Origin of the sequence: Chryseobacterium sp. KBW03 (genome assembly GCF_003852415.1) — a bacterium.
In the GTDB taxonomy this organism is placed as follows: Bacteria; Bacteroidota; Bacteroidia; order Flavobacteriales; family Weeksellaceae; genus Chryseobacterium; species Chryseobacterium viscerum.
In genome coordinates, this window is sequence record NZ_QAJO01000003.1 from 629856 (window position 1) to 655099 (window position 25244).

Genomic DNA, 25244 nt, shown 5'->3' on the forward strand with positions numbered 1-25244 from the left:
AAAGCAGGGAACTTAAAATAACTAAAGTGTTAAAAATCTTTTGGGACTTTTATCGTTAAAATAGAATCTAAACATTGTAATTTTAAAACACTTTAGTACACTTTAGAAAGTGTAATATTGTCCTGCATAAATAAGGTCACTTTAGAAGAAAATCAAAGATTTTTAAAAGCTTAGGTGTACTTCATATACACAAAGCAGGGAACTTAAAATAACTAAAGTGTTAAAAATCTTTTGTGACTTTTGTGGTTAAAAAATCCCTCTCATTTCCAGTAAAATTAGAAACCTTTCAGCCAGGGAGATTCCACACTCCAGAATATGATTTTCACACCAAGATAATTTTCTGCGTACTCTACAAATTCTTCTTTGGTAAAAGGTTTTTTAGTTTTAGGGTTTTTATAAGTAAGAGTCGGCTCCTGAACAGCCATAGCAACTAAAGGCAGCTTTCCTTTGTATTGATTAAAAAAGGGATAAGAGTTTTTCATCTGCGCTTTTTTATTCGGAACAATATCAGGCCCTCCCAGCCCTATATTATTTTTATATGCAAAATCAAACAGTCTGGACATATACTGATGATCATTATCCCACTCACAAGGAAAAAAATTAACATATTGCAAGACGTAAGAATCATGGAAAACACTTCTCGTAAACTTTAGATTTTCCAATTCTGCCTGAAAATAACGATCACAGCTAAAACCTGTTTTATCTGCTTTCATTTCTATATCTATTGATGTTTCCGGAAGATTAATCCCCTGAATCTTTCCGTCAAATTTCTTTGCCAACTCTCCTATCAACTTCTGAAATCTTTCACGGACAGCGGGATTCCATTGCTGAGTCACCCAACCGCTTCCAACAGGTTTATTCTCACCCGGATTATCATATTGAGGAACCAATCCTCCCGCATACTCTTTATCATTCAAAACATAATCAGGAATATATCTTGCCTGTGGCTCAAAAAACCGGTCCTGAAGCTGGATAAATAGTTTTCTATTTAAGGAAGTTAAATAATCCAGATCTTTTTCAATAACAGAAAAATCATACACATCTTTTGATGTTTCCAAAGCCCTCCAGTTATAAACAATCTGTACTCCGCCAATATCTTTCCTCATAATCATCTTTTCAATATCATGAAGGTCTCCCGACGAAGTATAAATGTAATTTTGAGGAGCCTGCGCCGTCACAAATTGTAAACCTAAAATAAGTAATCCCAGCCCTAGCACTTTAGTCATCTTTTTCATTAAAATCAATTTTAAAAGGTAAATCATTTTTCATGCCTAAAAGCATTTATCATTTTTAAGATAATTGAAAATTATTCTTATTTATCAACAATATTCTTTAATATATAAATAGTATTGTTATTTTTGGAAGGTAAAAATTTGATTTTAACAATTAAGGATATGAAAAAATTAATCTTATTGGGCGCTGTATCAGCTTTTTTAATCAACTGTAATAAAAAAACTGAAACTCCGGCTCCCAAAGTAGAAGCAGACACCATTGCTGTTGCCGAGCCTGTAATAGATACTCTTGGACCAAAATCGTTCTGTTATATCGGTGCTACAGGAAAAGACAGTGTTTTTGTTTCTATTGATGACAACTTAGGAACAATCACCGGAAAATTATCTTATAAAAACAGTGAAAAAGACAGCTCAAAAGGAGATGTAACCGGTTTCAAATCCGGAGATACCCTGAAGCTGACTTATGAATTCACTTCTGAAGGCAAAAAAAGCAAAACAGATATTTACTTCCTTCAGAAAGACAATACGTTAACGGAAGGAATTGGTGATCATAAAGAGGAAGACGGGCAGTCCAAATATGCTGACGACAAAAAGGTAAGCTATAAAGACGGTCAAAAGCTGAGTACTGCAGATTGTAAAGCAGTCAACAAAGCTTTAAAATAATCCATTATAAACAAAAAACAGCCTTGAAATAAGGCTGTTTTATTTTATGCTAATTCTGTTCAATAATTTCAATAAAGCGATTGACAGCTTCATCTCCCGTACTCCATGAAGTAATAAGACGAATGGCCGAAAAATCTTCATCTATTTTTTTCCATACATAGAATTCAAAATTTTCAGATAATACCTCAATAAGGTGATTATTCAGGATAGGAAAAATCTGGTTGGTATACGTATCAGAAAGAAATGCAGCTCCTTTTTTCTGCAAAGCATTTTTAATCTTCATCGCCTGCTGATTGGCATGTCTTGCCAGATCAAAATACAGATCATCTTTCATCAGTTCCAAAAACTGAATTCCCAACAGTCTTCCTTTTGCCAGCAATGCTCCTTTCTGTTTGATATTAAAAGCAAAATCTTCCTGAAGAACAGGATTATTAATCACGATTGCCTCTCCTATTAAAGCACCGTTTTTGGTTCCTCCAAGATAGAAAATATCGGTCAGAGCAGCTACTTTTTCCAGGGTAAGATCGCTGATTTCCGCAGTCAGACCATGCCCCAGCCTTGCTCCATCCATAAACAGATACAATTTGTTCTGCTTACAAAATGCCGAAAGCTCTTCCAGTTCTTTCGCCTGATAGATTGTTCCCAGCTCTGTAGAATTTGAAATATACACCAGCTTAGGCATTACCTGATGCGGTACATTACTATGTCCCTCTAAAACCGGGATAATATCTGATGGTCTTATTTTCCCGTCTGCTGTTTCAATACTCAGTACTTTATGACCTGTAGCTTCAATAGCTCCGGTCTCATTATTCAGAATATGTCCGGGAGCGGCAGAAATCACACACTGATAAGGTTTTAAGATCGCAGAAATAACTATTAAGTTGGCCTGCGTTCCGCCTGAAACTAAAAAAACTTCCGAATCCGGGTTGTTGATTTTTTCTTTAATTAATGTTTTAGCTCTTAATGAATACTCATCTTCTCCATAGCCAGCCTGCTGTTCAAGATTACACTGTAAAAGGGCCTGTAAGATATTCGGGTGGCATCCTTCAGAATAATCGTTTTTGAATGAAAATTTCATAGAGTAAAATTAAAAAATAAAAGAAATCAGTCCTATGAAACGGCTAAATATTTTTAAAAATTCAATGCCTGTAAATATTAAGTTTATTTGACAACATCATTAGGCTGTCCAACCTGGAAACCTTTTTCGGGATTCATATATATTTTATATTTGTTTTTACATTTTTTTTCCAGTGGCTCAATAAAATAAGATATTCCGTTTTCCATATAAGCTCCTGTTAAATTGCCGGAGGCGATGGTTAAAGTAATAAGCTTTGTGCCATCTTCAGATTTTCCTTTAAAACTGTATATTTCATTTTTCCTCAATGCTTCGGATGTTCTGTCTGCCGTTATATATTTTGTTTCCTTACCATTGATATCATATAAGTTAAAAATAATCTCTTTTCCTCCTCCCTTATTCAGTTTATTTTCCTTTATAAATTTTTTAGGATTAAAATTAAATGTAAAGCTTCGGGATTGACCCGATACATTACAGAACAATGTAAAAAGCAGAAATAGTATTATGTTTTTCATCTGAATGGTATTGTATTGATACTTATACAAATTCTATACAAAAAAGGAGCTATATGATATAGCTCCTTTTAAATATATAGTATCGATTATTTTTTGATAACTTTTGATTGATGAATCAGTGTTTTATTATTCAATAATTTTAACATATAAACACCTGTTTCAAATTTAGTAAAGTTGATTACTGAATTATTCAGCGTATTACTCTCCATTAATCTTCCTGAGATATCATAAATTTCATAATGAGTAATCTTCTCGTCACTGTATACCTGAAGAAAATCTTTTACCGGATTCGGAACCAGACCAATAGTCTTTTTGGAAAGCTCTTTGGTACTTAGTACAGAAGTAATATTTAAAGTAATATTGTTTCTGCTTAATTGGTAACAGACTTTTGCCTGATTAAGTTCCGCAATAGTCTTATTAAGTAAAGCACTTTCTGCTCCGGTAAACGAAATACCCTGTACTGTATATGTTCCTACTGGTAAAGTCGTAAAGTTACCTGTTGAACTTGTAGCAATGATTGTATTGGTTGTCGTATTAATAGCTGCATAAGTAAAACTAACACCTGCAGGTAGACTTACAGTATCATAGAATTGTCCAGGTCCATTAATGCTAACCACAACACTTGATCCTGCAGGAGTACTGCTCAGATTTCTTGAAGTCATGAAATACTCTATACCCTTTTCCAGATTGACAGTGAATGTTCTGTAATAGGTAAAGCTGGTTCCTGTTCCGGAATACACAGCATTTGAAGTAAGGAAATTAGCTGTTCCTGTCTGAGTTCCTTTATATAAAGTAATAGCTACACCACTTGGAGAAGGATAACTTAATGTATAGCTTCCTGTTTCTGTTGCTTTGAATTTTAAAGTCAGCATACTTGAGCTTGCATTAAGCAGATAAGGAGCTGTTTGTGTCTGATTAAATATATACCAGCTATTGGCTGTCATATTCGCAGCATCGAAAGTCAATGTTTTAGAATTATACGTATCATTCGATGGGGTTTGTGGTACCAGATTAAGATTAGATTGTGCACTTCCCTGTATTGCTGTTACCACTTTCGGATTGTCTACCATAATGGTTTGGAAAGCATTACAGTTTGAGCTGATAATAAAATTAGTATCGGAAACATCGAAAAATTCTGCATAATCATTGATCACTGCAGTCACCTTAATTCTTGCTTTACTTGTATAAGGAACAAATGGCAAAGTCACAGCAGCGGTTCCATTATTAGGAACATTGGAAGCAAGTACATAAGGGAAAGTATCTCCTCCGTCCGTAGAAAGAAGGACATTTACAGTATTCTTTAGAACGTTGGTCTGGTTTACATCCCATGTTACATTGATGTTTGTTTCAGCATTCACCGTTACATTTGAATTAGGATAGGTTACCGCTAAAGGTCCTTGGTTCGTTACCGTCACTACCACCTGATCAGAATCTGCCCCACCAGAAATCACACTGTTATCTCTTACAGTAAATCTCATTTTCATTGTTCTTGCTACCAAAGGAAGCGCTTCTGCTTCATTAACAGGAGGATTATTCTGGTTATTCAGAACAAATTTCATTTTTGGAAAATATCGTTCTGTAGTCGTTGTACTCTGCTCAGATCTGAACAATGGAGCTGTAGTACTGTTTACTGCAGAATATCCGCCACTTCCGTTAATAGTACTTCCAAAAGCTCCTTTATCATTAGCCGTAGCAACGTCTACCTGATCCCAGGTATAGGAAAGGTTTGTATCTTCGGCATCACTAGCTATTCCTTTCAGTTTAAAAGGAGTATTTTTTGGAATGCTTATAGCTGTATTCCCTGGATTGGCAGAAGGGGGTGTATTATTTACCGCCACAGAGGTATAGCAGGTAGAAGATACGGCAAGTGTATTTAAAATCTGATCAATACTTTTAGCATGGAAATAATTCAAACCGTTATTTCCTGTGTTCGTTTGATCATTAGGAGTGGTACAGTTATTTTTATAAGCCATTATAGTAGATCCTGACCCCGGCTCTGTAGCTGCTGCAGAGTTCCATCCGGAAGTACAGAATGTAGGGCTTGAAGGAGTTCCTCCTATCGCATTATAGGTATGTCCGGCTCCAAACTGATGCCCCATTTCATGAACGATCAGATTAGCAGATAACGATTTTGGCATAGAAAGCGTCCACTGGCTCCAGGCTCTCGCTTTAAGAGATGCAGTACACGGACGAGGCCCTGCCTGCCCCTGAGCACTTCCTCCCGCTCCCGGCATAATATTAAAGGTATGACCAATGTCGTAATCTGCGTATGGCAGCGTTCCGTTCGTATTCATAATGTCAAACCCGGATTGTGAATTGGCCGCGGAAGCAAAAGATGGATCTATTGTAAAAGGATCTGTTGCTCCATCAGTAAAAATCAGGGTTTTATTGGTTGTTTTATCAATTAATGTAAAAGAAATGGATAATTCTGATTCATATATTTGATTGATCAGGTTCATCATAGCGACCAATTCTCCAAGAGCAGCATCCTGATTTCCTAAAGCAGTTGTAAATTCACCTGTCGTTGCCACTGCCATTCTGAAAGTTTTCAATGAGCTTCCATAAGGAAATCCTGTCGCCGACTTCTGAACGTTCAGCCCTTTGGCTACAGCCTCCAGACTTTCTTTAAAGTCATTTTCATCAGTTCCGCATGTAAATTTCTCACCAAACATTTCAAAAGAATTATAAATACGGTATTCTCCTTTTTTAGTTTTATAAGGTTCAATGATATAATATCCTGTACCGGATTTAACCATTGCAGAGATCTCATTTCCAACCAGGGTAAGTTTTATCTTATCTTTTCTGTCCTTTGAATATCCGTCAAAAGTAACAATATGATCAAGCTTCCTGTTTAAAAGATTATTTTCAGATAGAATAAATTCTTTTTTAGTACCATCAATAAGTGTTAAAACAATTGATTGGTTATTAATCTTTCCAGAATTTTTTCTATTAGTACTCACACTTCTTTTAAAATCATCAATATTAAGTTTAAAGGTTGTTCCGGGAAGATCATCACTATTTGACACAATGGGGTTCAATATCTGCGCATTCATAAAAAAAGATGCACAGATTGAAAGAAAAATAATTTTTAATTTCATTGCTATAATTTTTGAAAGTTAAGATAAGTAATTAAGCAATAAATACTATAAAAATAAAAAACATACACTTTAATTAAAAATACTATTAAAAAAATATAAATATTTTCAACTATTTAAAATAACATTCATTAAAAACAGAATAAATAAAAATATTAAAAACCTATAAACTTATGGGTAACATCCTTATTTATAACCAATTTTAATTTTATTCATGTTAATTTACTCATAATCCTATTTTTTTATTAAAATTTTTCCTGATCATTTTGATTCATAAGCACAATAGGTTTAATATTATTTTGTTAGTTTTGTACTGAAAATCATCTAACATTTTGAAAACAACCCTAACAGAGGAAAATTACCTGAAAGCTTTGTTTCACTTAGTTGACAATGAAGGAAAGGTTACGATTAATGAGCTCAGCAAATTTTTAAATGTAAAAATGCCGAGTGTCAATAACATGATGAAGAAATTTGCAGAAAAGAAGTGGGTCATTTATGAAACCTACAAACCTTTAATCGTTACGGAGAACGGAAAACGGGAGGCAGCTCTTGTCGTTCGTAAGCACAGACTTACTGAAATGTTCCTGGTTAAGAAAATGAATTTTGGCTGGGAAAACGTTCATGAGATTGCAGAACAGCTAGAACACGTACATTCTCAAATCTTCTTTGATAAAATGGATGAAATATTAGATTATCCTAAATTTGATCCTCATGGAGAGCCTATTCCTGATAAAGACGGAAACATAATTTCACAGGATCTTCAGAGACTAAGCAGCTGCGAAGCTGGTGAAAATGTAACTTTTGCTTCAGTTACTCTTTCTGATGATGCTTTCCTGACTTACCTTAATGACAGGAAACTACTGCTCAACACCAAAGTAAAGATCATTAAAATTGAAAGTTTTGATAAATCAATGGCTATAGAAATTGATGGTAAAACAGAAATTTTAAGCAAAAAAGCCACTGAAAAAATATTGGTTAAAAAGTAATCGATTGCAATGACATTATATAAAAAAGGTGACCGCAAAAAACTTCGGTCACCTTTTTTATATTCTCTATTTAGAAAGGAACAATAAGCTTTAAAGAGATATTTCTTCCCATGTTATAAATATTTCCCAAATATTTTAGCCGGCTAAGATGTGACTGATAAGCACGGTCAAATACATTATTTACCTGAAGCTGTAAGACGGCAGAATGGTTTTCAGAATAATGAAGTTCAACGGATGTCCCAATATTAAATAAAGTATAATCATTCGTTGCAGTTTCTGTATTATCCAATCCCAAATATCTGTTCTGCATTCCTGAGAACTCCACTTCTGCTGTGGGAGTAATTGATGAAACTAGTTTTGAACTCACAGGTATTTTCTGGGATAGACTCCCGGACAACTTTAGCGGAGAAATCAAAGGAAGGTATTCTCCCTGGGTTTCTTTATTTTTAAATTTTTCATCGCGGTTGAACCCGTAAATAAGGGATAAACTGGTTTCAAAATTAAATCCTTTCCATTTTTCGGGGTGTAATGACAGCCATGCTTCCATTCCATAAAGCTGAGCAGAAGCCTGCTGGTATTGATAGGTTTTATTCCCCTGTGTATCTACGAGAGGGTTTCCCTGCGCATCTACAAGTAATGACAAATAAATATAATTCTGAATATTATTGTTGAACCAGCTTACATCTGCCGAGAAATCTTTGAAACGTGTACTGATTCCAAGATCTTCCTGCAATGAAAACTCAGGGTTGAAATCCCTGTTGCCTTTATAAATAATATGAGCTCCGGGATCCAATCCATTCGAACCAATCTCCGTAATATTGGGTGCTCTGTAGCTTCTTCCTACATTAGCTTTTAAACTGATCTGTTTTGTCAATTGGAAAGCTGATCCTATGCTGGCTGATAAACCTCCGAACGTTTTGTTATAGGAGGCAAATCCAAGTCTGGTATTGGAAGATGCCTGGGCAGCTTGCTCTTCAAACTGGGTTATCGGGTTAGTCTGGATGTAGAAATTATCCCAACTGATGTTTCGGATATCATAACGTGCTCCTCCACTGATGTTGAGTCTTTTATATTTCCATTTGATATACGTGTAAAGACCTCCTTCCTTCAAGTCGTAATCGGGAATGGGAAAATCTGTGGCTGATTTATTTTTATTATTTTGAATCATTCCGTTAGCACCTGCAGAGATTTCAATGGATGAAAACTTGGGAAAATTATAACGGACCCCATAGTTTAGGGTATTAAGCCGTACATACATTCCTGGCTGTGAGGGTACAGTTGGATGATTGTATTCTCTACGAATATTCTGTTGTAAGGCAAAATGAACATCCAGATCTCCTTTTCCAATCTGCTGACTGTGCTGCGCATAGAGTCTATAATGCTGAATTCTCTGATGCAAAGGAGAAAGAGTGTATGAATTAAGATCTTTCTCTGAAACAACAGGTCTTTTTTCTGCATCGTCATCATCGCCTTCTCCAGTCTGATAGGTAAATTTTCCGGTGCGCGGATCACGGCTACCATCCGGTATTCCCTGTAGATTGTCGTATAATGTGAAATTAATTTTTGAAAAACTATTGCTTGTTTTGCGCCCTAAAAGGAAAGAAAAGTTCTTTTCTTCAAAATTGGTGTTATATACTCTGCCATCTATAGCATTTCTGTAATTCTTTGCCATTCTGTAAGAAGCATTTAACGAAGCTATAAAAGAGTTCTTTTTGTAGCCCAATAACATCCCGTTTCCAATAAGGTTATTATTTCCCTGATATTCACCGATTATTTTCCCATGCACAAGACCATCATTCTGAACAGGCATATAAGGAAAAAGACTTACTACTCCAGCCAATGCATCAGAGCCAAACATTAAACTGGCTGGCCCTTTTATTACTTCTGCATGATCAATGATATACGGAGCGACTTCTATACCATGTTCATCTCCCCACTGCTGGCCTTCCTGACGTATACCATCATAAAGAGTCAACACCCTGTTATAACCTAATCCTCTGATAAAAGGCTTTGAAATATTCGGGCCTGTTTCTACAACGCTTAATCCCGGAGCAGATTTCACCAATGAACTGATTATATTTGTAGCGACAGCCCTTTCAATCTGTTTGGAAGAAATACTGAGGATTGCAACAGGATTTTCTTTAATTAAAGTCTCTTTTGAAACTCCTGTTATTGTTATTTCATCAATTCTGCTGCTGCTTCGAGCGAGAAAGATATCAGGAATCACCGTTGTTTTTTGTTCAACATAAATTTTTTGCTCAACGTCTTCATATCCTTTAGCTTTCACCAAAAGTCTATAATTTCCAGAAGTAAGATTTTTGATTTTATAATCACCATTTTTATTGACCGTTGTTTTTGTCAAAGTCTCTTTGAGTATTACTTCAGCTTCCGGACTGGCTCCATTTTCAAAAAGTATCTTACCCACAACTTCTTTATCCTGAGCATTCATCATCGAAATAATAAAAATAAGGAATACTGACAGCATTAATTTTAATTTCATATACATTAAGATTTTTATTAAGGTCTTTTAAACTTTGAAAAATGGTTATTAATAAAAATCAAATGTAATGAAAAAAACAACTATCGCAACAAAGTTGCGTTATTAATTTAAATTTATTTCTGCCTTTTCGATAATTGTTAAAAAACGGTTAAACTCTCCTTCATAAAATGATTGACAATTTAATTTTATTAGGTTTGTACAACTTTCTATAGCCATTGTCTTTTCTGACAAATACAAACATTTAATTAGTACTTAAAAAAATTATGAAAAAAAGCATTCCGTTTTTTATTATTTCGATGTTGTTAAGCCCTTTTGCAAATGCTCAGGTAAGAGACTTTGTCATTGAGCCCCAGATTAAACCCAACTTCTATATTTACAAAACTTTTGGCGTATTCGGAGGGAAGGAATATTCTACCAATGCAGTATACCTTGTTACTAAAAAAGGAGTCGTTTTATTTGACGTTCCATGGCAGAAAACCCAGTACCAGAGCCTGCTGGACACCATCCAAAAGCGCCATAACCTTCCTGTCATTGCAGTATTTGCCACTCATTCTCACGAAGACAGAGCCGGAGATTTAAGCTTTTATAATAAAAAAGGAATTAAAACCTATGCTACAGCAAAAACCAATGAACTGCTAAAGAAAGATGGAAAAGCTACATCTACAGAGCTTATCAAAACCGGAAAACCTTACCGTATTGGCGGAGAAGAATTTACCGTAGATTTTCTTGGTGAAGGGCATACTGCTGACAATGTAGTGGTATGGTTCCCCAAATATAAAATATTAGATGGCGGATGTCTTGTAAAAAGCAAAGCAGCAGTAGATCTGGGCTATACCGGAGAAGCTAACGTTGCGCAATGGCCAAAAACGATGGAGAAACTGAAGTCTAAGTATTCCCAGGCGACCCTGGTTATTCCGGGACATGATGAATGGAAAGGCGGCGGGCATGTAGAACATACTCTTGATCTTCTGAACAAAAAATAAAATTGAAAAGCCCCGGCATCTGCCGGGGCTTTTTATAATCATTTAAGACGCTATTTTTAACGATGAATATTTTCCAAAAGCCGGGATACTTTTTCAATTTCGTCCATGGTATTGAAATAATGAGGCGATAAGCGGATCGCCTGATCTACATTTTTTGATGTAAAATCAATTAATGCATTGCTTTTATTACTGACCGTGAAAAATACATTATTTTCCTTCAACACTTTATGAATTTGTTCAATCTTATTATCCTGTTGACAAAAAGTAACAATACTTCCTAATCTATTTCCTTTATCCAAAATCCTGAAACCGCTATTCTGCAGGTTCATTCTCAACTTTCCGGCCAGTTCACGGTTGTAATTTTGGATATGCATCATTCCAATTGTGTTGGCGTACTTCAAAGCCTCTTTAAATCCAAGCCATGCAGCATTAGGTCTTTCAAAAAGTTCAAATCTTTTGGCGGTGTCGTCTAACTGGTAGTTGTCAAATGCTGTCCAGACGGCTCCATTATTATCCAGAAACAAGGGAGCTAAATCACTCTTTAAGACTCTTTCTGAAACATATAAAAATCCTGTTCCTCTTGGTCCTCTCATAAACTTTCTTCCTGTTGCGGTTAAGAAATCACAGTTGATTTCCGCCACATCCACCACCATCTGACCTACAGACTGGCAGGCATCCACCAGATAAAGAATGTTATATTGCCTGCAAAGTTTTCCTACACCTTCTACATTTTGAATCAAACCGGAATTGGTAGGAATATGCGTTACTGCAATTAACTTTGGGTTGTGTTTCTTAATCAGTCTTTCCATATCTTCAAGATCCAGCTCATGATCCGGAAGATTGGCAACTCTGACAATGTCAATATGATATCTTTTCTGTAAAGAAATAAAAGCAATCTGATTGGAGACATAATCGTCATTGGTTGTAATGATAGAGTCACCATCTTTAAAATTGATACTGGACAAAGCTTTCGAGTAACCGTCCGTAGAACTGCTCATGAAAGCGATATTGAAAGGTTTGGCATTGATCAGTTTTGCAGCTTCTTCATAAAACTGATTGATCTGTTCCGACTTTCTATCGGCTGCGGTATAGCCTCCAACCTGTTGTTCTTCATACAAATAGTTCACAATGGTGTCTACCACAATTTTAGGCATTAATGAAGATCCTGCACTGTTTAAGAATATCTTATCCGAACACCCTGGGGTATCTTGTCTTATTAAATCTAAATTCATTTCTATAAATCTGTAAAAGCAAATGTGCTTTAAATCTTGTTTGTTACTATTAATAAGAAATCCCGAATTTTCATCCGGGACTTGTATTTATTTCAATGCTATTAATCTAAAACACTCCAACCTCTTTTTGGATTCGTGTTCGTTGAAACTTCCTGCTCGTTAACGATAATATTTTCTTTTCTCTGACCGATGTAATCAAGTTCGCTCAATTTAGAGAAAATCGTTTCAAGGCTTCTCAACATCTGTTGAATGTAAAGCAATGGTTCACCACAGTTATGATGATCATAATTGGTCTCTGCAACAATAGAAAGCTGGTTCAATAAAGTATGAGGAGCAATTTCACTCCACTCCAGGCTATAGTTCAGCATTTCTTCCAGTTCAGCCGGAATAAGAAGCTGTGTTGAGTTGTATAAATGAAGCGCCAGTCTCGCAAAAGACTCAATCAAAAATACAGGCGGCTGCCAAGGAGTAACATTCCTGAACTGAAAATACATATCTCCAAAGGTATTTACCATGGTAGTACACAAGAACTTAACGTTTTGTGCCAGCGCTGTATTCTGGTTTTTATGAGATGCTTTCTGAATAATTTTAAAAGCATACTGCTGAAGATTTCCTATAGATTTTGCAAAGTTGCTGTAATACTCTACTAAAGCCGGATGGCTCTGAACGGAAGCACAAGGCGGAATAAAGTTGGAATCTACCTGGGCAATATTCCCTTTTAAATCTACTTTACCGATGATAAGATAATTTCCTCCTGAGTAGCTGCTGTTCAAAGAAGTGACAGGTAAAAGTTCAATATGATGGTTTGGCTGTGCACTTGGGTGACGCGGCGGAATTTCTTCAGGATCAATATCCCCAAAAGGTACTTTATCAAAAGGGTTTACAGAGATTAAAATATAATATTCACCGTCTGCCTGCTCTTCGTTCATGGATTTCGCCAATGATTTTACGCTGATCCTTCTGTCCGTCAGCTCAATACGGTATCCTGCCATGGTAACAGCGCTACAACGCTTAATGACCAGCTGTACATCGTTGGTTGCCGTATTGTGAACGTCAAAAATGGTACGGTCTGTAAATTCAGTGGAAATAGGCAGAAGCCCGTAGTTATATGTAGTAATTCCAAGGGAATTGGAATCTCTGATGGTATCAATTAAGAAATTATCCTGATCATTAAGGTGTCTCTGGGAAACTTTCATCCCATCCACCCAATTGATTGCAAAATGTTTAATAGGTTGTATCATGTTAATACTTTTTAAATTTTGTGTTTATGATTTTTTTGCGACTCCCTCCTCTTCATGCTGAATAACTCTCTTACAAATTACCACTTCATTTTCAGAAATGCTGTTTGAAGTAATGTCGTGGTCGAAATCTATATATTTTCTGAAACTGAAAAATGATTTTTTAGTGTAAAAGATCCAGTAATAAGGCTCATTTCCTTCGTCAGAAAGATGAATAATAGATCCCGGATTTTTGTGGTTATAATCATCCACCACTCTGTAAAACCAATCTCCGAAAGTAACTCCAGTCGGAAGTGTTTTAGCTTTAATTCTGAAACGGTTGGTGTCTTCTAATTTTTTGCTTAGTTCAACATTCAATACCATTAATCTGTCAAAATCTGCCCCTTCGAAATCAGGCAGTTTCTGATCCGGAGAATACCTCCATGTTTTATAAATATCAAACGGAATACTGATAAACTGAATATAACAGTAATAAAATACCATCGGAACCACAAAGATCACCATACTTGTTGCTGCCATTACCGCATATCCCGTTCCTTTGCTCATCCAGTTAAAGATCAGAGTGAAAAGATATCCGCCCAAAGCAATACACGTCAAAGAAAGTATAGATTCGAACAAAATGCTCATTGAAAGAGATTCAATGTGTTTTTTGAAATATTTGTGTAATAAATTCACATGAATAATCCCAAAAATAAGGTAAATAACCTGTGCTATAAGATACCAGTACGGATTAAAAAGATTTCCGGCAAATCCAAATACGCCCGGGATCGCCAGACATAAACTGCACAGAAGTACGTATACAATAATCACTTTAATTTTGATCGCAGGTTTATTTCTCCTGATTACACCGAGTATAACCATCATAATAATTGCGATTAAAGGCATTAAGATATACCTTAGAAAAATACCTTTTACTGAAGAAATTTCCATTTTTTTCTTTTCGAATTTATACTTTGTTGGTAGCTGTAAATATAATAAAATAAATTAGAGGAAGGTAGAGTATCCAAGGCGGCTGGCGTTTCTTTCATCATCCTCAAGGCTGAATGAGTATTCCTCTTTTTCTGTGACAAAATTCTCTTCCACATCCACAGTTACCGGAAGAAAATAATCATATAATGCCTGAAGCACATTTCTGAACGGACTTCCCGGAATATACTTCTTCATATCTCCATAAGGAATAGGACCAATGTTTACCACCCAGTTTCGCTGCCCGTCCATATGCGGACCACTTGGGATATAGGTTACCCCTAATCTTGAATTGCCCAATAACATCGAATCATTATTTTTCTCAATCTGATCGATAATATTGGGTGAAAAACTTACTTTTACCGGTACCTGCAGAAAAGCAGTCATACATCTTTCAAACCATCTTTTATCTCCTCTGATCTGATGGAAAAAAGGTAAAATATGCATGAAGACATACGCACTCTGCTTATCCAGCATTTTTACCAGAGGCCAAAGCTCACTCACCGTTTCCAGTAAAGAATCTGTATTGCTTGCCATATCAAATTCAGACTCCTTAAGCAAAGCGCTGATCTCCGTAAAAAATACTTCCAGTTCAAAAGGACGGAAAAACTTACGGGCGTCATCTTCTACCCTTTTCTGTTTCCGGATTTCCCTTACCACAGTATCCACATTCTTTCTGGAAGCTCCAAGAGACGGCGGATGGAACAATCCTTCCGGAAGGTAGTCATAAATGCCTTCCCTGTAACTCTCTATGGTAAATACTTCTTCATCAAATCCTAGATAACTGCTTGAGATACTTTTTATATCTTTCAGGTAGGCACGGTCATTCACTCCGACACGCTCGATGAATATATTGCTTACCGCACGGTGGTACTTCAATAGGTTAACCGCCACAGCTTCAGCTTTAAAATCTGTCTGCAGCTTATTGTAATGCATATCTACAATATTATTCTCATACATAGTGTTTCCTCTGATTATGACTTGTAAAGATAATATATCTCATAAGTTTGAAAAAATATTTTTACAATAATTTTATCCTAAAAATAGTAATTTATTAACATTAGATAGAATAAATTCTAACAAATTCCGTAAAAATACGGTAAATACGAGATTTGCTTGTTTTTTAAAAATAAAATTCCTTGTTCAGGATCAGATGTTTATACTTCAATGTTTAAGCTGCATGGATATTTCAGATGCTTACTATCTTACTGTACTTCTTCTCTCTGCTCTTCCTTATCCTTATAGTATACATCAGTTTTTCTTTCTGTATTTTTCAAAAAACAACCTTTCAAACCTAGGGTAATTACCTCTTTTATTTAGATTAATTTTTATTAACACCATCTTATAGAATAAATTCAGGATAATGCGTGCTCATTCCGAAAGCGGGCCGTATCTTTGCAGACTGAAAATTGTTATTCAAAATGAAAAGTATTTATTCTAAAATTCTGATTTTAGCATTCATGGCCTCTTCACTTTATTCTTATGCGTGGGGATTAACGGGACACAGGGTTATCGCAGACATTGCAGAAAACCATCTTTCCCGCAAGGCGAGAAGAGAAATTAAAAAGATGATGGGAAGAGAACGTCTGGCTTACTGGGCAAACTGGCCGGATTTTATCAAATCTGATACAACAGGTGCATGGAAGCAGGCTTCATCGTGGCATTATGTAAACATTGATCCACAGACTGACTTTAAAGCTTTTGAACAAAACTTAAAAGCACAGGCAGGACCAAGCCTTTATACACAGGTAAACACACTGTCCAGCCAGATCAAAGACAAAAACACGTCTGAAAAAGACAGAAAAATTGCTTTGATCTTCCTTATCCATATTATGGGAGACCTCGCACAGCCTCTACACGTAGGAAGAGCGGAAGATTTGGGTGGAAACAAGATCAATGTTACCTATTTCGGGGAAAAAACCAATTTACACTCAGTTTGGGACGGAAAATTAGTAGATTCTCAAAAATACAGCTACACAGAATACTCTAAGCTTTTAGACATTAAATCTAAAGAAGAAGTAGCACAGATCCAGTCCGGGACATTAGAAGATTGGTTATATGATTCTCATAAAATCGCCAATAAAATCTATGCACAGACTCCTAACGATTCTAAACTATCTTACGACTATCAGTATAAGTTCAACGATATGATGGAAAGACAGCTTCTATACGGAGGATTGAGACTGGCAAAAGTTTTAAACGAGCTTTTTTAGTTGAAAATTATTTTAAAATAATATAAAATAAAACGGGACTTCGGTTTCGTTTTTTTTGTTTAAGATATGAGTTTTAAAGTCTGGTCATTATAAAAACTTGATGTCATCTATAACAAAGTATCCCGAATATTAATTCTTTTACCATTAAAAAACATATTAATATTCAATAAAAAAAGAGCATCAACACACTTATTATCAAACAATTAAAAAGCATTATAAAAACATTAACACATTTTATGGTGTACATTGTACAAAAAAGATTCTACCTCGTGTAACCTTTTTACCTTTTCATACGTATATATTATAGTAACTCTTTTTTTGAGGATAAAATAAATGAGACAATTAAAAATCACTAAGCAGGTTACCAACAGGGAAACTGCTTCATTAGACAAGTATTTGCAGGAAATTGGTAAAGTGGAACTGATCACTGCGGACGAAGAAGTAGAATTGGCACAAAAAATACGTGCTGGCGATAGAGCCGCACTGGAGAAATTAATCAAAGCCAACCTTCGTTTCGTAGTTTCTGTATCTAAGCAATACCAAAATCAAGGTCTTTCTTTACCCGATTTGATCAATGAAGGTAACTTAGGACTAATGAAAGCGGCAAAAAGGTACGATGAAACTAGAGGTTTCAAATTTATCTCTTATGCAGTATGGTGGATCCGTCAATCAATTTTACAGGCATTGGCTGAGCAGTCAAGAATTGTAAGACTACCATTGAACAAAATTGGTTCTATCAACAAAATCAATAAAGCATACGCTCACCTTGAGCAGGAAAATGAAAGACCACCTTCTCCGGAAGAATTGGCTGAAGTTCTTGACATGAGCGAGGAAGATATTAAAGAATCTATGAAAAACTCCGGAAGACACCTGTCTATGGATGCACCTTTGGTAGAAGGTGAAGATTCTAATCTTTATGATGTATTGCGTTCAGGAGAATCTCCAAGTCCAGATAAAGATCTGATGCTTGAATCTCTACAAATCGAGATCGAAAGAGCATTGAATACATTGACGCCAAGAGAGGCTGATTTAGTAAGATTATACTTCGGACTGAACGGAAAACACCCAATGACTTTAGAAGAAATTGGTGAAACTTTCGATCTTACAAGAGAGAGAGTTCGTCAGATCAAAGAAAAAGCAATTAAGAGACTAAAACACAATACCAGAAGCAAGATCCTTAAATCTTATCTAGGTAAATAATTTTAGCGTAAAAAATTTTATACGGAGTCTGTTTTCAGGCTCCGTTTTTTTATAAATATCCAGATAGTACTATTAAAATATTGTATAATGAAGTCATTAATGAAGCCAAAACCAGGTGATCTGTTTTATATTCCTACAATCAGTAAATCGAATGAAAATGGATTTGTTATTGCCCGTTATATTGAATTTATTAAACCCAATTTAGGTCATCTTATTGAAATTTTTGACCATTTTTACACCAAGCCTCCAAAAAACATTTCTGATGTAGATACAAGCAAGAGATTATTCCAGCCCATATTTTGCAGTATGCGCTTCGCAGCAGGTACCCCAAGATGGAAAATACTATTCAGTAATCCTGAATATGATAAATCTGAGTCAAATTATAAAGACATTACTTTCGTATTTGATAGAAGCCTCTGGGTCGGTGGTGAAACGAAAAGAGAAGAAACTGATGAAATGCAAAACATGGAGCCTTCTATTTGCTGGCGTATGGACCATATTATATTTAGAGTATTAAACCATTTAAAAGGATTTTTGTCTAACGATGAAGTTATGGACTATGACAAGATACCTATGGAATACAGACAAGATAATGAGATAGCTCAGAAAAGAGTAAACGAAATTGCAGAAATAATGCATGACAAGTTTAAAAGCTGGGGATAAAGGGTTGAATAATCTAAACTCTATTCATATGTTTTTGTAACAAACCTAAAAATATTTTCAACTAATACCCTATAATACCTTATTAAAAAAGCAATGACTATTCTACCATTTGAAAATAAAATTACACATGACAAAAATATTCTTGTTGTTTTGCAGCATGATAAAGATATCAATCCGGAACTTCAATATTTAATTGATCATTTTTGCGGATCGGTTGTCAATAGATTTTCTGATATAAACATTAAAAATGTAAGCAGTAAAAAAATCTATATTTGTGGGGATCTCAAGAGCCTTGAAGAAAATACTTTATATTTATCCGTTATAAAAGAGCTTTCGGTGAATTATGAAAATTATCCTGAGAACCTTTTAAAAACAGTAAGTTTAGGAGAAGTTCCTATTATTATCAGCAATGCCGGAGTTTATTATAGAAAACTCTTTGGTGATGACTACAGTTTCGATACCATTAAATCTCAACACGACTTTCAAGAATTAACAGAGTCTAACAAAGAAACTAAAGCTTTCAGAAAAGGAATTTATCTGAGTAAAGTGACCAAAGAAATTACTGAGGAAGGAAAAGAAGCTTTTCATTACAACCTTTTACGATGTTCAAGCAATTTAACAGGTCCTACTGATAATTTCCGCGATGTAGATACTCAGATTATCAATCTTTTGAATGAATGTGTACAGGATACATTTGAGTATAGAACAGATATGAATCATGCTCTTGTCCAGATTTATGAAAATAAACAGAAAACAGCTGATTCTGACAAGGAAGTAAAAGCCAAAATCAAAGCCCATTCCGACAAGACCAAAGATATGCCTAAAGAAGGGCTTATTGCGTTTTGTACGTTTTATGATCAATCAAATATAGAACAATTAAAGCCGTCAGCTACTGACAGGTTCGACTGGTGTTATAAACAGACAAGTGCTTTAACAAGACTTCATTTTAGGCTAAAAAAAACGGTTGAGGATGATTCACTGGAAAAAGAATTCACTGTTACTTTATACCCAAATTCTGCATTTTTTATTCCACTTTCTACTAACAGGCTGTATACTCATGAAATCAGACCTTCAGTTTTGGGTGTTAACCAAATCCCAATAAGAATGGGATATGTAGTTCGTTGCTCTAATGTGGAAGCGATGCATACCAATAATCAGACCTATATAAAAGAAAATGACCATTATATTAAGCTTGAAGAGATGACTCCGGAACTTCGTGAAGAGCTAAGAAGTTCTTATTACGAAGAAAACAGTACTGAAAACATGGTAGAATATGGCAAAGTTCATTTTAGTATGAACTCAGGAGATTATGAAAAACCTATATTTTAATAGAAAGAATGAATAAAACTGAGTTTCAAAAAATACGGCTTCCCTTAGACAGCAATATGTTTATGAATTTATTCCATTCTGTTGATTTTGAGTCAACAGGAAAAGGAAGACTTGGAAATCATCTGGTAAAAGTAGAAGGTAAGTATATCTCAATTGTAAGAACCACTACCCGATATCATATTCCGGCAGCTGCATTTTCGGAAATTCATGAGAAACTTGTTGAACAGATTAATGTGACTCTTTTATCTGAAAATACAGAAATACCTGTACAGTATTTTGACAATGCGTTAATTGAAGTTTATGATTCTACCTACTCCAAGATGAATTTTCATTCTGACCAGGCTTTAGACCTAGAAAATAATTCTTTTATAGGACTTTTTTCATGTTATGAGCAGCCGGACGAATTAGAAGATTTTCAGTTGAGAAAGCTTGTAGTGAAAGATAAAATAACAGATGAAGAATTTGAAATTATTTTACATCATAACTCTGTTGTTTTATTTTCTGTGGAAACCAATAAAAAATTTCAACATAAGATTATCCTGAATTCAGCCCATGATCAAAAAAAGACTGTTAATGATAATAAATGGCTGGGAATTACCTTCCGAAAATCGAAAACATCTATTCAGTTTAATAATGAAAAACCTTATTTTTCTTCCGGAGAAGTATTAACATTAGCTGATAAAGAGCAGGAATCAGTTTTTTTTAAGCTCAGAGGTCAGGAAAACAGATCATTGGATTTCGTTTATCCCCATCTGTTGTATACAATAAGCCCGGGAGATCTGATTCCTCCTGTTGAGAAAAAATATTAAAAAACAAACACGTATGAAAAAAATACTTTTCGCCTCTGCCCTGGTATTATCTGTACTTTCCTGTAGAGAAAACAAATCGCAAAATCATGATATTGTTGAGAAAGCTGCTGAGAACACAGAATCCAGTATGCCAATAAAGAGACTTAGCAAAACCCAAGATATATTTAATGGCATTTATTATGAGAAAATAAAAAATGATGATGCACTAAAGAAAATGGATGAAAAAATTTCTTTAATGCAAGAAGATGCCCGCAAAATGCAAAGTATATATAATACTATTATTGCTAATTCCGAAGATTATTATCTGATTGCGGAAAGCGAGGCAAAAGCGATTAACGATTCGGTTTTAAGAAAGGAAATGATGAACCTTGTCAAAGAAAGTTCAGATAAATATTATTTGAAAATTCAAAAAATAAAAGAGCTTAAACATGCAATAAGCCGCAATAAACAGAGCATTTATAGTTTGTATTCTGCATTCAAAATCAGAAAAACGCTTCCGGAAATTGAAAAATATCAGAATGCTCATCTTTTGAAAACGGACAGCCTCACTCAATTCATCAATAAGCAGAATACACTGCTGGAAGAACTGAAGAACTGAAAAAATTAAAATAAATACACTACACCTCATGAAATATACTACAAAATGGCTTACGGATAAAACACGCGTAGCAGAACTGGTAGACTTTTTTATTACTCATAAAACAGATTCATACATCTCCCATAGTGAAATCATGTATGGAAGAGCTTTAGATTCTAATCATTGGAATCCTGATGTAAGAGCTGTATTCACAGAGCAGCTTATGAACGATTATGACTATAATGAAGCTTCAAAATTGAATATTTTAATTGCAGAAAATGAAAACGGGGATATTGTAGGAATGCTTGTTTTCAATGTGATCAACAGCCCTTTCAAAAAGTATGCGATTTTAGAGGATATGCTTTTGAACCAATCTATAAGAGGTCAATCTCTTGGAAGTAAACTTTTGGAGGAAGCCCTTCTGGAGTCTAAAAGCTGGAATATCAGTTTTATCTTGCTGGAAAGCGGGGTCAACAATCATGGAGCTCACAACTTTTTTAGTAAATATGGCTTTAAAAAGGTATCGGAAAGCTATATTTTAACGTTATAAATTAAAATAATAGTGTGAAATTGTATCAAATATAAAAATTCCAGCGTCCTACAGCAGATAACAAAAACCAAATCTTTATGAACACCATTTCAATCATCGGAGCCGGAATCGGAGGACTTACCCTCGGAAATATACTGAAACAGCATCAGTATGATTTCACGATCTATGAAGCTGCTCCCGAAATAAAACCTGTAGGAGCCGGAATCATGATGGCAGTCAATGCGATGCAGGTTTTTGATCAATTGGGTTTAAAAGAGAAGATTGAAAATGCAGGAAATAAAGTTCACAGGATTGTTATCGCCAATGAATCTTTACAAACTATCTCCAAAACGGAAATTCTGGAACTGGAAGCTCAGTACAACTCCTGCAATGTTGCCATTCACCGGGCAGAGCTTCAAAGAATTCTGGCTGAAAACCTATCTCCTGATGCCATTCAGCTCAATCATTCATTACAAAAAATAGAAAAGAGAGAAAACTATATCCTGGATTTTGAAAACGGAAATCAAATTGAAAGTCAGATCGTTTTTGGAGCTGATGGTATAAAATCCCCTATCCGGAATCAGATTTTAAAAACCGGAACGATCAGGAATTCGGGGCAGAAATGCTGGCGTGGTCTCTTGGATTTCGATCTGCCTGAAAAACATCATCAGGAAGCTTTTGAAATGTGGGGAAAGGGAAAACGCTTTGGATTTGTGAAAATTTCTGACAAAAAAGTGTATTGGTATGCTTGTGTCAACGAGAAAAGTTTCGGGAGATCTGTTGAAATCGCGGATATTTTTAATGATTTTGATCCTTTAGTTTTACAACTTATTGAAGGTACAGCAAGCGAAAATATTATTTGTAACACCATTTCCGACCTCACTCCTATTCCCCAATGGTATTCTGAAAATCTATGCCTGATCGGAGATGCCGCCCATGCAACAACTCCCAATATGGGGCAAGGTGCCTGCCAGGCTATCGAAGACGCTTATATTATTGGAAAACTGCTGGAAAATAGTCAGGATTTCAATACCATTTTTAAAACTTTTCAAAGCATCAGAAGAAAAAAAGTAGATTATATTGTCAATACAAGCCGGACTATCGGAAAGGTTTCTCAATGGGAAAGAGGAAATTCTCTGCGTAATTTTCTGATGGGCTTAATTCCGGAAAGCATGAATCAAAAAATGGCTAAAAAGATTATAGAACTGGAAATGTAGAGATTACATTTTTAAGAAAAGATACAATGTAAAAAAATTATATTCAATGTATTAATAACAACTAAATCAAAAAAAACATGAAAAAAATCTTTTATGTATTACTCTTATTCATAGGAGTTCATACAGCACGAGCACAGGAAGTCCCGGTACTGGACAGAGGTTTATTCTTTGGAAACCCGGAAATTGCCGGAGGACAGCTGAGCCCGGATGGAAAATGGATCTCCTTTACAAAAGAATACGGAGGCATCATGAATATATGGGTGAAAAAAATTGATGAACCTTTTGAAAAAGCCCGCCCATTAACGGATAGTAAACGACCGATGAGCGGATATTTCTGGTCAGAAGACGGGAAGTATATTCTTTACGTAAAAGATGGTAACGGGGATGAAAACATGAATATTTTCGCCGTAGACCCCATGGCAAAAGTCACGAGTGGAGTTCCTGAGTCTAGAAATATAACACCTCTTAAAGATGTAACCGCCCAAATCTACATGGTAAGCAGAAAAAATCCTGACTTACTGATGATTGGACTGAACAATCGTGATAAAGCGTGGCATGATTTATATTCATTGAAAATTTCTACAGGCGAGCTGAAAAAGATTTTTGAAAATACAGACCGTATCACAAGTTATGAGTTTGACTGGGATGAAAACTTGAGAGTGCTGTCCAAAACGGATGATAAAGGGACTACCCAGTTTTTTTATAAAGAAGGCGATAAACTTACCCCTATTTATGAGACTTTGGTAACGGAAAGTGCTTATATCTCAAACTGGAATGAAGATAATTCTAAATTTTACCTGGTAACCAACAAAGGGAATCTTGACAAATCTACATTATTCCTGATGGATCCAAAAACCAAGCAGATTACAAAAATAGAAAGCGATCCCAAAGATAAAGTAGATTTTGGAGGGCTGTCCATGGACAGAAATACCAGAAAAATGATCTATACCTCTTACACCGGAGATAAAACAGAATACTACTGGAAAGATAAGACATGGGAAGCTAATTATAAATTCCTGCAAAGTAAATTCCCGGGAAGAGAAGTTAGTTTTTCAAGCTCAACCAATGATTATTCTAAATTCTTAGTTGGTGTTGGAGGTGATAAATATGCTTCCGAAGCGTATTTCTTTGATGCAAAAACCAAACAGCTTATTTTTCAGTATACTCCAAGAACAGAATTGAAAAAAGTTGAAAAGTATCTGGCTCCTATGACGCCTATTACCTATAAAAGCAGTGACGGACTTGAAATTCCGGCATACCTGACATTACCTGTGGGATCAACCGGAAAAAATGTTCCTGTAGTGGTTCTGGTTCACGGAGGTCCAAAAGGTCCAAGAGATTACTGGGGATACAACTCAACGGTACAGTTTCTTGCCAACAGAGGATATGCCGTATTACAGCCTAACTTCAGAGCGAGTGGCGGATATGGTAAAAAGTTCCAGAATGGCGGAGATCTTCAGTGGGGAAAACTGATGCAGGATGATATTACATGGGGCGTAAAATACCTTATTGATCAAGGAATTGCAGACAAAAATAAAGTCGTTATCATGGGAGGAAGCTATGGAGGATATGCAACCCTGGCAGGATTAGCGTTTACTCCTGATGTATATGCTGCCGGAGTAGATATCGTAGGACCAAGCAACCTGTTTACTCTATTGGATTCCGTTCCTGCTTACTGGGAAGCTGCACGCGCCTTCCTGTATGGTATGGTAGGTGATCCTAAAACTGAAGAAGGTAAAAAGTTAATGCATGCTGCAAGCCCGTTATTTAGTGTAGATAAAATCAACAAACCTTTGCTGATCGTTCAGGGCGCTAATGATCCAAGGGTAAAACAGGCTGAAGCAGATCAGATTGTAATTGCCCTTCGTGATAAAGGTAAAAAGGTAAATTACATCCTTGCTGATGATGAAGGCCACGGATTCCGTAAGCCAGTGAACAGCATGGCGATGTATGCCGAAACAGAGAAATTCCTTTCAGAAGTCATTGGTGGAAGATACCAAAAAGAAATGCCTGAAAATGTGGCAAAACGTCTGAAAGAAATGACTGTTGATATTTCAAAAGTGATGTATACACCAGCAAAAACTGAAAAGACTGCAGGAGCTTCTAAATAAAGTACTTGTATCAATTATACAAATCCATCTCATGAAAATGAGGTGGCTTTTTGTTTTTTACATAAACTCATAACATTTGTTTTGCATCTAAATGTACATATCAAAGTAGGT

Annotated in this window: 21 protein-coding genes; 12 read left to right on the plus strand and 9 right to left on the minus strand. The window is 35.5% G+C overall.

The genetic code is table 11. The features are described 5' to 3' along the window. Window positions 1-275: 275 nt before the first annotated feature. On the minus strand, window positions 276-1235 hold the full coding sequence (locus tag DBR39_RS06780; RefSeq protein ID WP_124531649.1) for a hypothetical protein: 960 nt from the start codon (window positions 1233-1235) through the stop codon (window positions 276-278). A gap of 159 nt (window positions 1236-1394) precedes the next feature. On the opposite strand from DBR39_RS06780, the gene DBR39_RS06785 reads away from it, so the two are divergent. Continuing rightward, window positions 1395-1895 (plus strand): hypothetical protein, encoded by a 501-nt coding sequence (locus DBR39_RS06785; RefSeq protein WP_124531650.1) that lies wholly within the window; start codon window positions 1395-1397, stop codon window positions 1893-1895. Between the two features lie 49 nt (window positions 1896-1944). On the opposite strand, the gene DBR39_RS06790 is transcribed toward DBR39_RS06785, so the two are convergent. The 3 genes from DBR39_RS06790 to DBR39_RS06800 all read right to left on the minus strand — a co-directional run bounded on the left by DBR39_RS06790 (window position 1945) and on the right by DBR39_RS06800 (window position 6583). After that, a complete protein-coding gene (locus DBR39_RS06790) occupies window positions 1945-2973 on the minus strand; it encodes a threonine aldolase family protein (protein WP_124531652.1) in 1029 nt (342 codons plus the stop codon). An 83-nt stretch (window positions 2974-3056) separates the two neighbouring features. Then, window positions 3057-3485, minus strand: coding sequence for a hypothetical protein (locus DBR39_RS06795; RefSeq protein ID WP_124531654.1), 429 nt, complete (start codon window positions 3483-3485; stop codon window positions 3057-3059). 86 nt (window positions 3486-3571) lie between these two features. Then, window positions 3572-6583 (minus strand): zinc-dependent metalloprotease, encoded by a 3012-nt coding sequence (locus DBR39_RS06800; protein ID WP_124531656.1) that lies wholly within the window; start codon window positions 6581-6583, stop codon window positions 3572-3574. A 329-nt stretch (window positions 6584-6912) separates the two neighbouring features. Between DBR39_RS06800 and DBR39_RS06805 the strand changes: the two genes are divergently transcribed. Beyond that, entirely contained in the window at window positions 6913-7566 is a 654-nt protein-coding gene (locus tag DBR39_RS06805; RefSeq protein WP_109738642.1) for a metal-dependent transcriptional regulator, read from the plus strand. Between the two features lie 70 nt (window positions 7567-7636). Here the strand turns inward: DBR39_RS06805 and DBR39_RS06810 are convergent, their stop codons facing one another. After that, the gene (locus DBR39_RS06810; protein WP_124531658.1) at window positions 7637-10066 is read right to left on the minus strand and encodes a TonB-dependent receptor; all 2430 of its coding nucleotides are present in this window, start codon (window positions 10064-10066) and stop codon (window positions 7637-7639) included. A 263-nt stretch (window positions 10067-10329) separates the two neighbouring features. Here DBR39_RS06810 and blaIND point away from each other — a divergent pair, with 263 nt between their 5' ends. Then, the gene (blaIND, locus tag DBR39_RS06815; RefSeq protein ID WP_124531659.1) at window positions 10330-11049 is read left to right on the plus strand and encodes an IND family subclass B1 metallo-beta-lactamase; all 720 of its coding nucleotides are present in this window, start codon (window positions 10330-10332) and stop codon (window positions 11047-11049) included. A gap of 56 nt (window positions 11050-11105) precedes the next feature. On the opposite strand, the gene DBR39_RS06820 is transcribed toward blaIND, so the two are convergent. The 4 genes from DBR39_RS06820 to DBR39_RS06835 form a co-directional block, all read right to left on the minus strand. Next, window positions 11106-12281, minus strand: a complete 1176-nt coding sequence (locus DBR39_RS06820) for an aminotransferase class V-fold PLP-dependent enzyme (protein ID WP_124531661.1) — start codon at window positions 12279-12281, stop codon at window positions 11106-11108. A gap of 101 nt (window positions 12282-12382) precedes the next feature. After that, the gene (locus DBR39_RS06825) at window positions 12383-13522 is read right to left on the minus strand and encodes a hypothetical protein (protein WP_124531663.1); all 1140 of its coding nucleotides are present in this window, start codon (window positions 13520-13522) and stop codon (window positions 12383-12385) included. Between the two features lie 24 nt (window positions 13523-13546). Continuing rightward, window positions 13547-14449, minus strand: coding sequence for a TssN family type VI secretion system protein (locus DBR39_RS06830; protein WP_124531665.1), 903 nt, complete (start codon window positions 14447-14449; stop codon window positions 13547-13549). A gap of 54 nt (window positions 14450-14503) precedes the next feature. Next, entirely contained in the window at window positions 14504-15445 is a 942-nt protein-coding gene (locus DBR39_RS06835) for a type VI secretion system baseplate subunit TssG (RefSeq protein ID WP_124531667.1), read from the minus strand. Window positions 15446-15906: 461 nt separating this feature from the next. Between DBR39_RS06835 and DBR39_RS06840 the strand changes: the two genes are divergently transcribed. From DBR39_RS06840 to DBR39_RS06880, 9 genes are all read left to right on the plus strand, one after another. Beyond that, complete coding sequence (locus DBR39_RS06840) at window positions 15907-16698, plus strand: S1/P1 nuclease (RefSeq protein ID WP_124531669.1); 792 nt, start codon at window positions 15907-15909, stop codon at window positions 16696-16698. Between the two features lie 333 nt (window positions 16699-17031). Further along, window positions 17032-17898 (plus strand): RNA polymerase sigma factor RpoD/SigA, encoded by an 867-nt coding sequence (locus DBR39_RS06845; protein WP_099767369.1) that lies wholly within the window; start codon window positions 17032-17034, stop codon window positions 17896-17898. An 87-nt stretch (window positions 17899-17985) separates the two neighbouring features. Continuing rightward, a complete protein-coding gene (locus tag DBR39_RS06850; RefSeq protein ID WP_124531671.1) occupies window positions 17986-18561 on the plus strand; it encodes an Imm26 family immunity protein in 576 nt (191 codons plus the stop codon). Window positions 18562-18654: 93 nt separating this feature from the next. Then, complete coding sequence (locus DBR39_RS06855) at window positions 18655-19890, plus strand: hypothetical protein (RefSeq protein WP_124531673.1); 1236 nt, start codon at window positions 18655-18657, stop codon at window positions 19888-19890. A gap of 8 nt (window positions 19891-19898) precedes the next feature. Further along, window positions 19899-20699 carry an alpha-ketoglutarate-dependent dioxygenase AlkB gene (locus DBR39_RS06860; protein WP_124531675.1) on the plus strand — a complete coding sequence of 267 codons (801 nt, stop codon included), beginning with the start codon at window positions 19899-19901 and terminating at the stop codon, window positions 20697-20699. A gap of 13 nt (window positions 20700-20712) precedes the next feature. Then, window positions 20713-21297 (plus strand): hypothetical protein, encoded by a 585-nt coding sequence (locus DBR39_RS06865; protein WP_124532068.1) that lies wholly within the window; start codon window positions 20713-20715, stop codon window positions 21295-21297. A gap of 28 nt (window positions 21298-21325) precedes the next feature. Continuing rightward, window positions 21326-21826: a GNAT family N-acetyltransferase gene (locus DBR39_RS06870; protein ID WP_124531677.1), complete on the plus strand. Its 501-nt coding sequence runs from the start codon at window positions 21326-21328 to the stop codon at window positions 21824-21826. Window positions 21827-21903: 77 nt separating this feature from the next. Next, window positions 21904-23022 carry an FAD-dependent monooxygenase gene (locus DBR39_RS06875; protein WP_124531679.1) on the plus strand — a complete coding sequence of 373 codons (1119 nt, stop codon included), beginning with the start codon at window positions 21904-21906 and terminating at the stop codon, window positions 23020-23022. A gap of 77 nt (window positions 23023-23099) precedes the next feature. Beyond that, entirely contained in the window at window positions 23100-25133 is a 2034-nt protein-coding gene (locus DBR39_RS06880; RefSeq protein ID WP_124531681.1) for a S9 family peptidase, read from the plus strand. The last annotated feature ends 111 nt before the right edge of the window (window positions 25134-25244 follow it).

Excerpts from the sequence above, each read along its gene's own strand:
- DBR39_RS06785 (WP_124531650.1), top strand. The coding sequence starts at position 1,395 with ATGAAAAAATTAATCTTATTGGGCGCTGTATCAGCTTTTTTAATCAAC.
- DBR39_RS06860 (WP_124531675.1), top strand. The coding sequence starts at position 19,899 with ATGAATAAAACTGAGTTTCAAAAAATACGGCTTCCCTTAGACAGCAAT.
- DBR39_RS06840 (WP_124531669.1), top strand. The coding sequence starts at position 15,907 with ATGAAAAGTATTTATTCTAAAATTCTGATTTTAGCATTCATGGCCTCT.
- DBR39_RS06835 (WP_124531667.1), bottom strand. The coding sequence starts at position 15,445 with ATGTATGAGAATAATATTGTAGATATGCATTACAATAAGCTGCAGACA.
- DBR39_RS06855 (WP_124531673.1), top strand. The coding sequence starts at position 18,655 with ATGACTATTCTACCATTTGAAAATAAAATTACACATGACAAAAATATT.
- DBR39_RS06790 (WP_124531652.1), bottom strand. The coding sequence starts at position 2,973 with ATGAAATTTTCATTCAAAAACGATTATTCTGAAGGATGCCACCCGAAT.
- DBR39_RS06820 (WP_124531661.1), bottom strand. The coding sequence starts at position 12,281 with ATGAATTTAGATTTAATAAGACAAGATACCCCAGGGTGTTCGGATAAG.
- DBR39_RS06875 (WP_124531679.1), top strand. The coding sequence starts at position 21,904 with ATGAACACCATTTCAATCATCGGAGCCGGAATCGGAGGACTTACCCTC.
- DBR39_RS06830 (WP_124531665.1), bottom strand. The coding sequence starts at position 14,449 with ATGGAAATTTCTTCAGTAAAAGGTATTTTTCTAAGGTATATCTTAATG.
- DBR39_RS06825 (WP_124531663.1), bottom strand. The coding sequence starts at position 13,522 with ATGATACAACCTATTAAACATTTTGCAATCAATTGGGTGGATGGGATG.
- blaIND (WP_124531659.1), top strand. The coding sequence starts at position 10,330 with ATGAAAAAAAGCATTCCGTTTTTTATTATTTCGATGTTGTTAAGCCCT.
- DBR39_RS06845 (WP_099767369.1), top strand. The coding sequence starts at position 17,032 with ATGAGACAATTAAAAATCACTAAGCAGGTTACCAACAGGGAAACTGCT.
- DBR39_RS06800 (WP_124531656.1), bottom strand. The coding sequence starts at position 6,583 with ATGAAATTAAAAATTATTTTTCTTTCAATCTGTGCATCTTTTTTTATG.
- DBR39_RS06865 (WP_124532068.1), top strand. The coding sequence starts at position 20,713 with ATGAAAAAAATACTTTTCGCCTCTGCCCTGGTATTATCTGTACTTTCC.
- DBR39_RS06880 (WP_124531681.1), top strand. The coding sequence starts at position 23,100 with ATGAAAAAAATCTTTTATGTATTACTCTTATTCATAGGAGTTCATACA.
- DBR39_RS06780 (WP_124531649.1), bottom strand. The coding sequence starts at position 1,235 with ATGAAAAAGATGACTAAAGTGCTAGGGCTGGGATTACTTATTTTAGGT.
- DBR39_RS06870 (WP_124531677.1), top strand. The coding sequence starts at position 21,326 with ATGAAATATACTACAAAATGGCTTACGGATAAAACACGCGTAGCAGAA.
- DBR39_RS06850 (WP_124531671.1), top strand. The coding sequence starts at position 17,986 with ATGAAGTCATTAATGAAGCCAAAACCAGGTGATCTGTTTTATATTCCT.
- DBR39_RS06795 (WP_124531654.1), bottom strand. The coding sequence starts at position 3,485 with ATGAAAAACATAATACTATTTCTGCTTTTTACATTGTTCTGTAATGTA.
- DBR39_RS06810 (WP_124531658.1), bottom strand. The coding sequence starts at position 10,066 with ATGAAATTAAAATTAATGCTGTCAGTATTCCTTATTTTTATTATTTCG.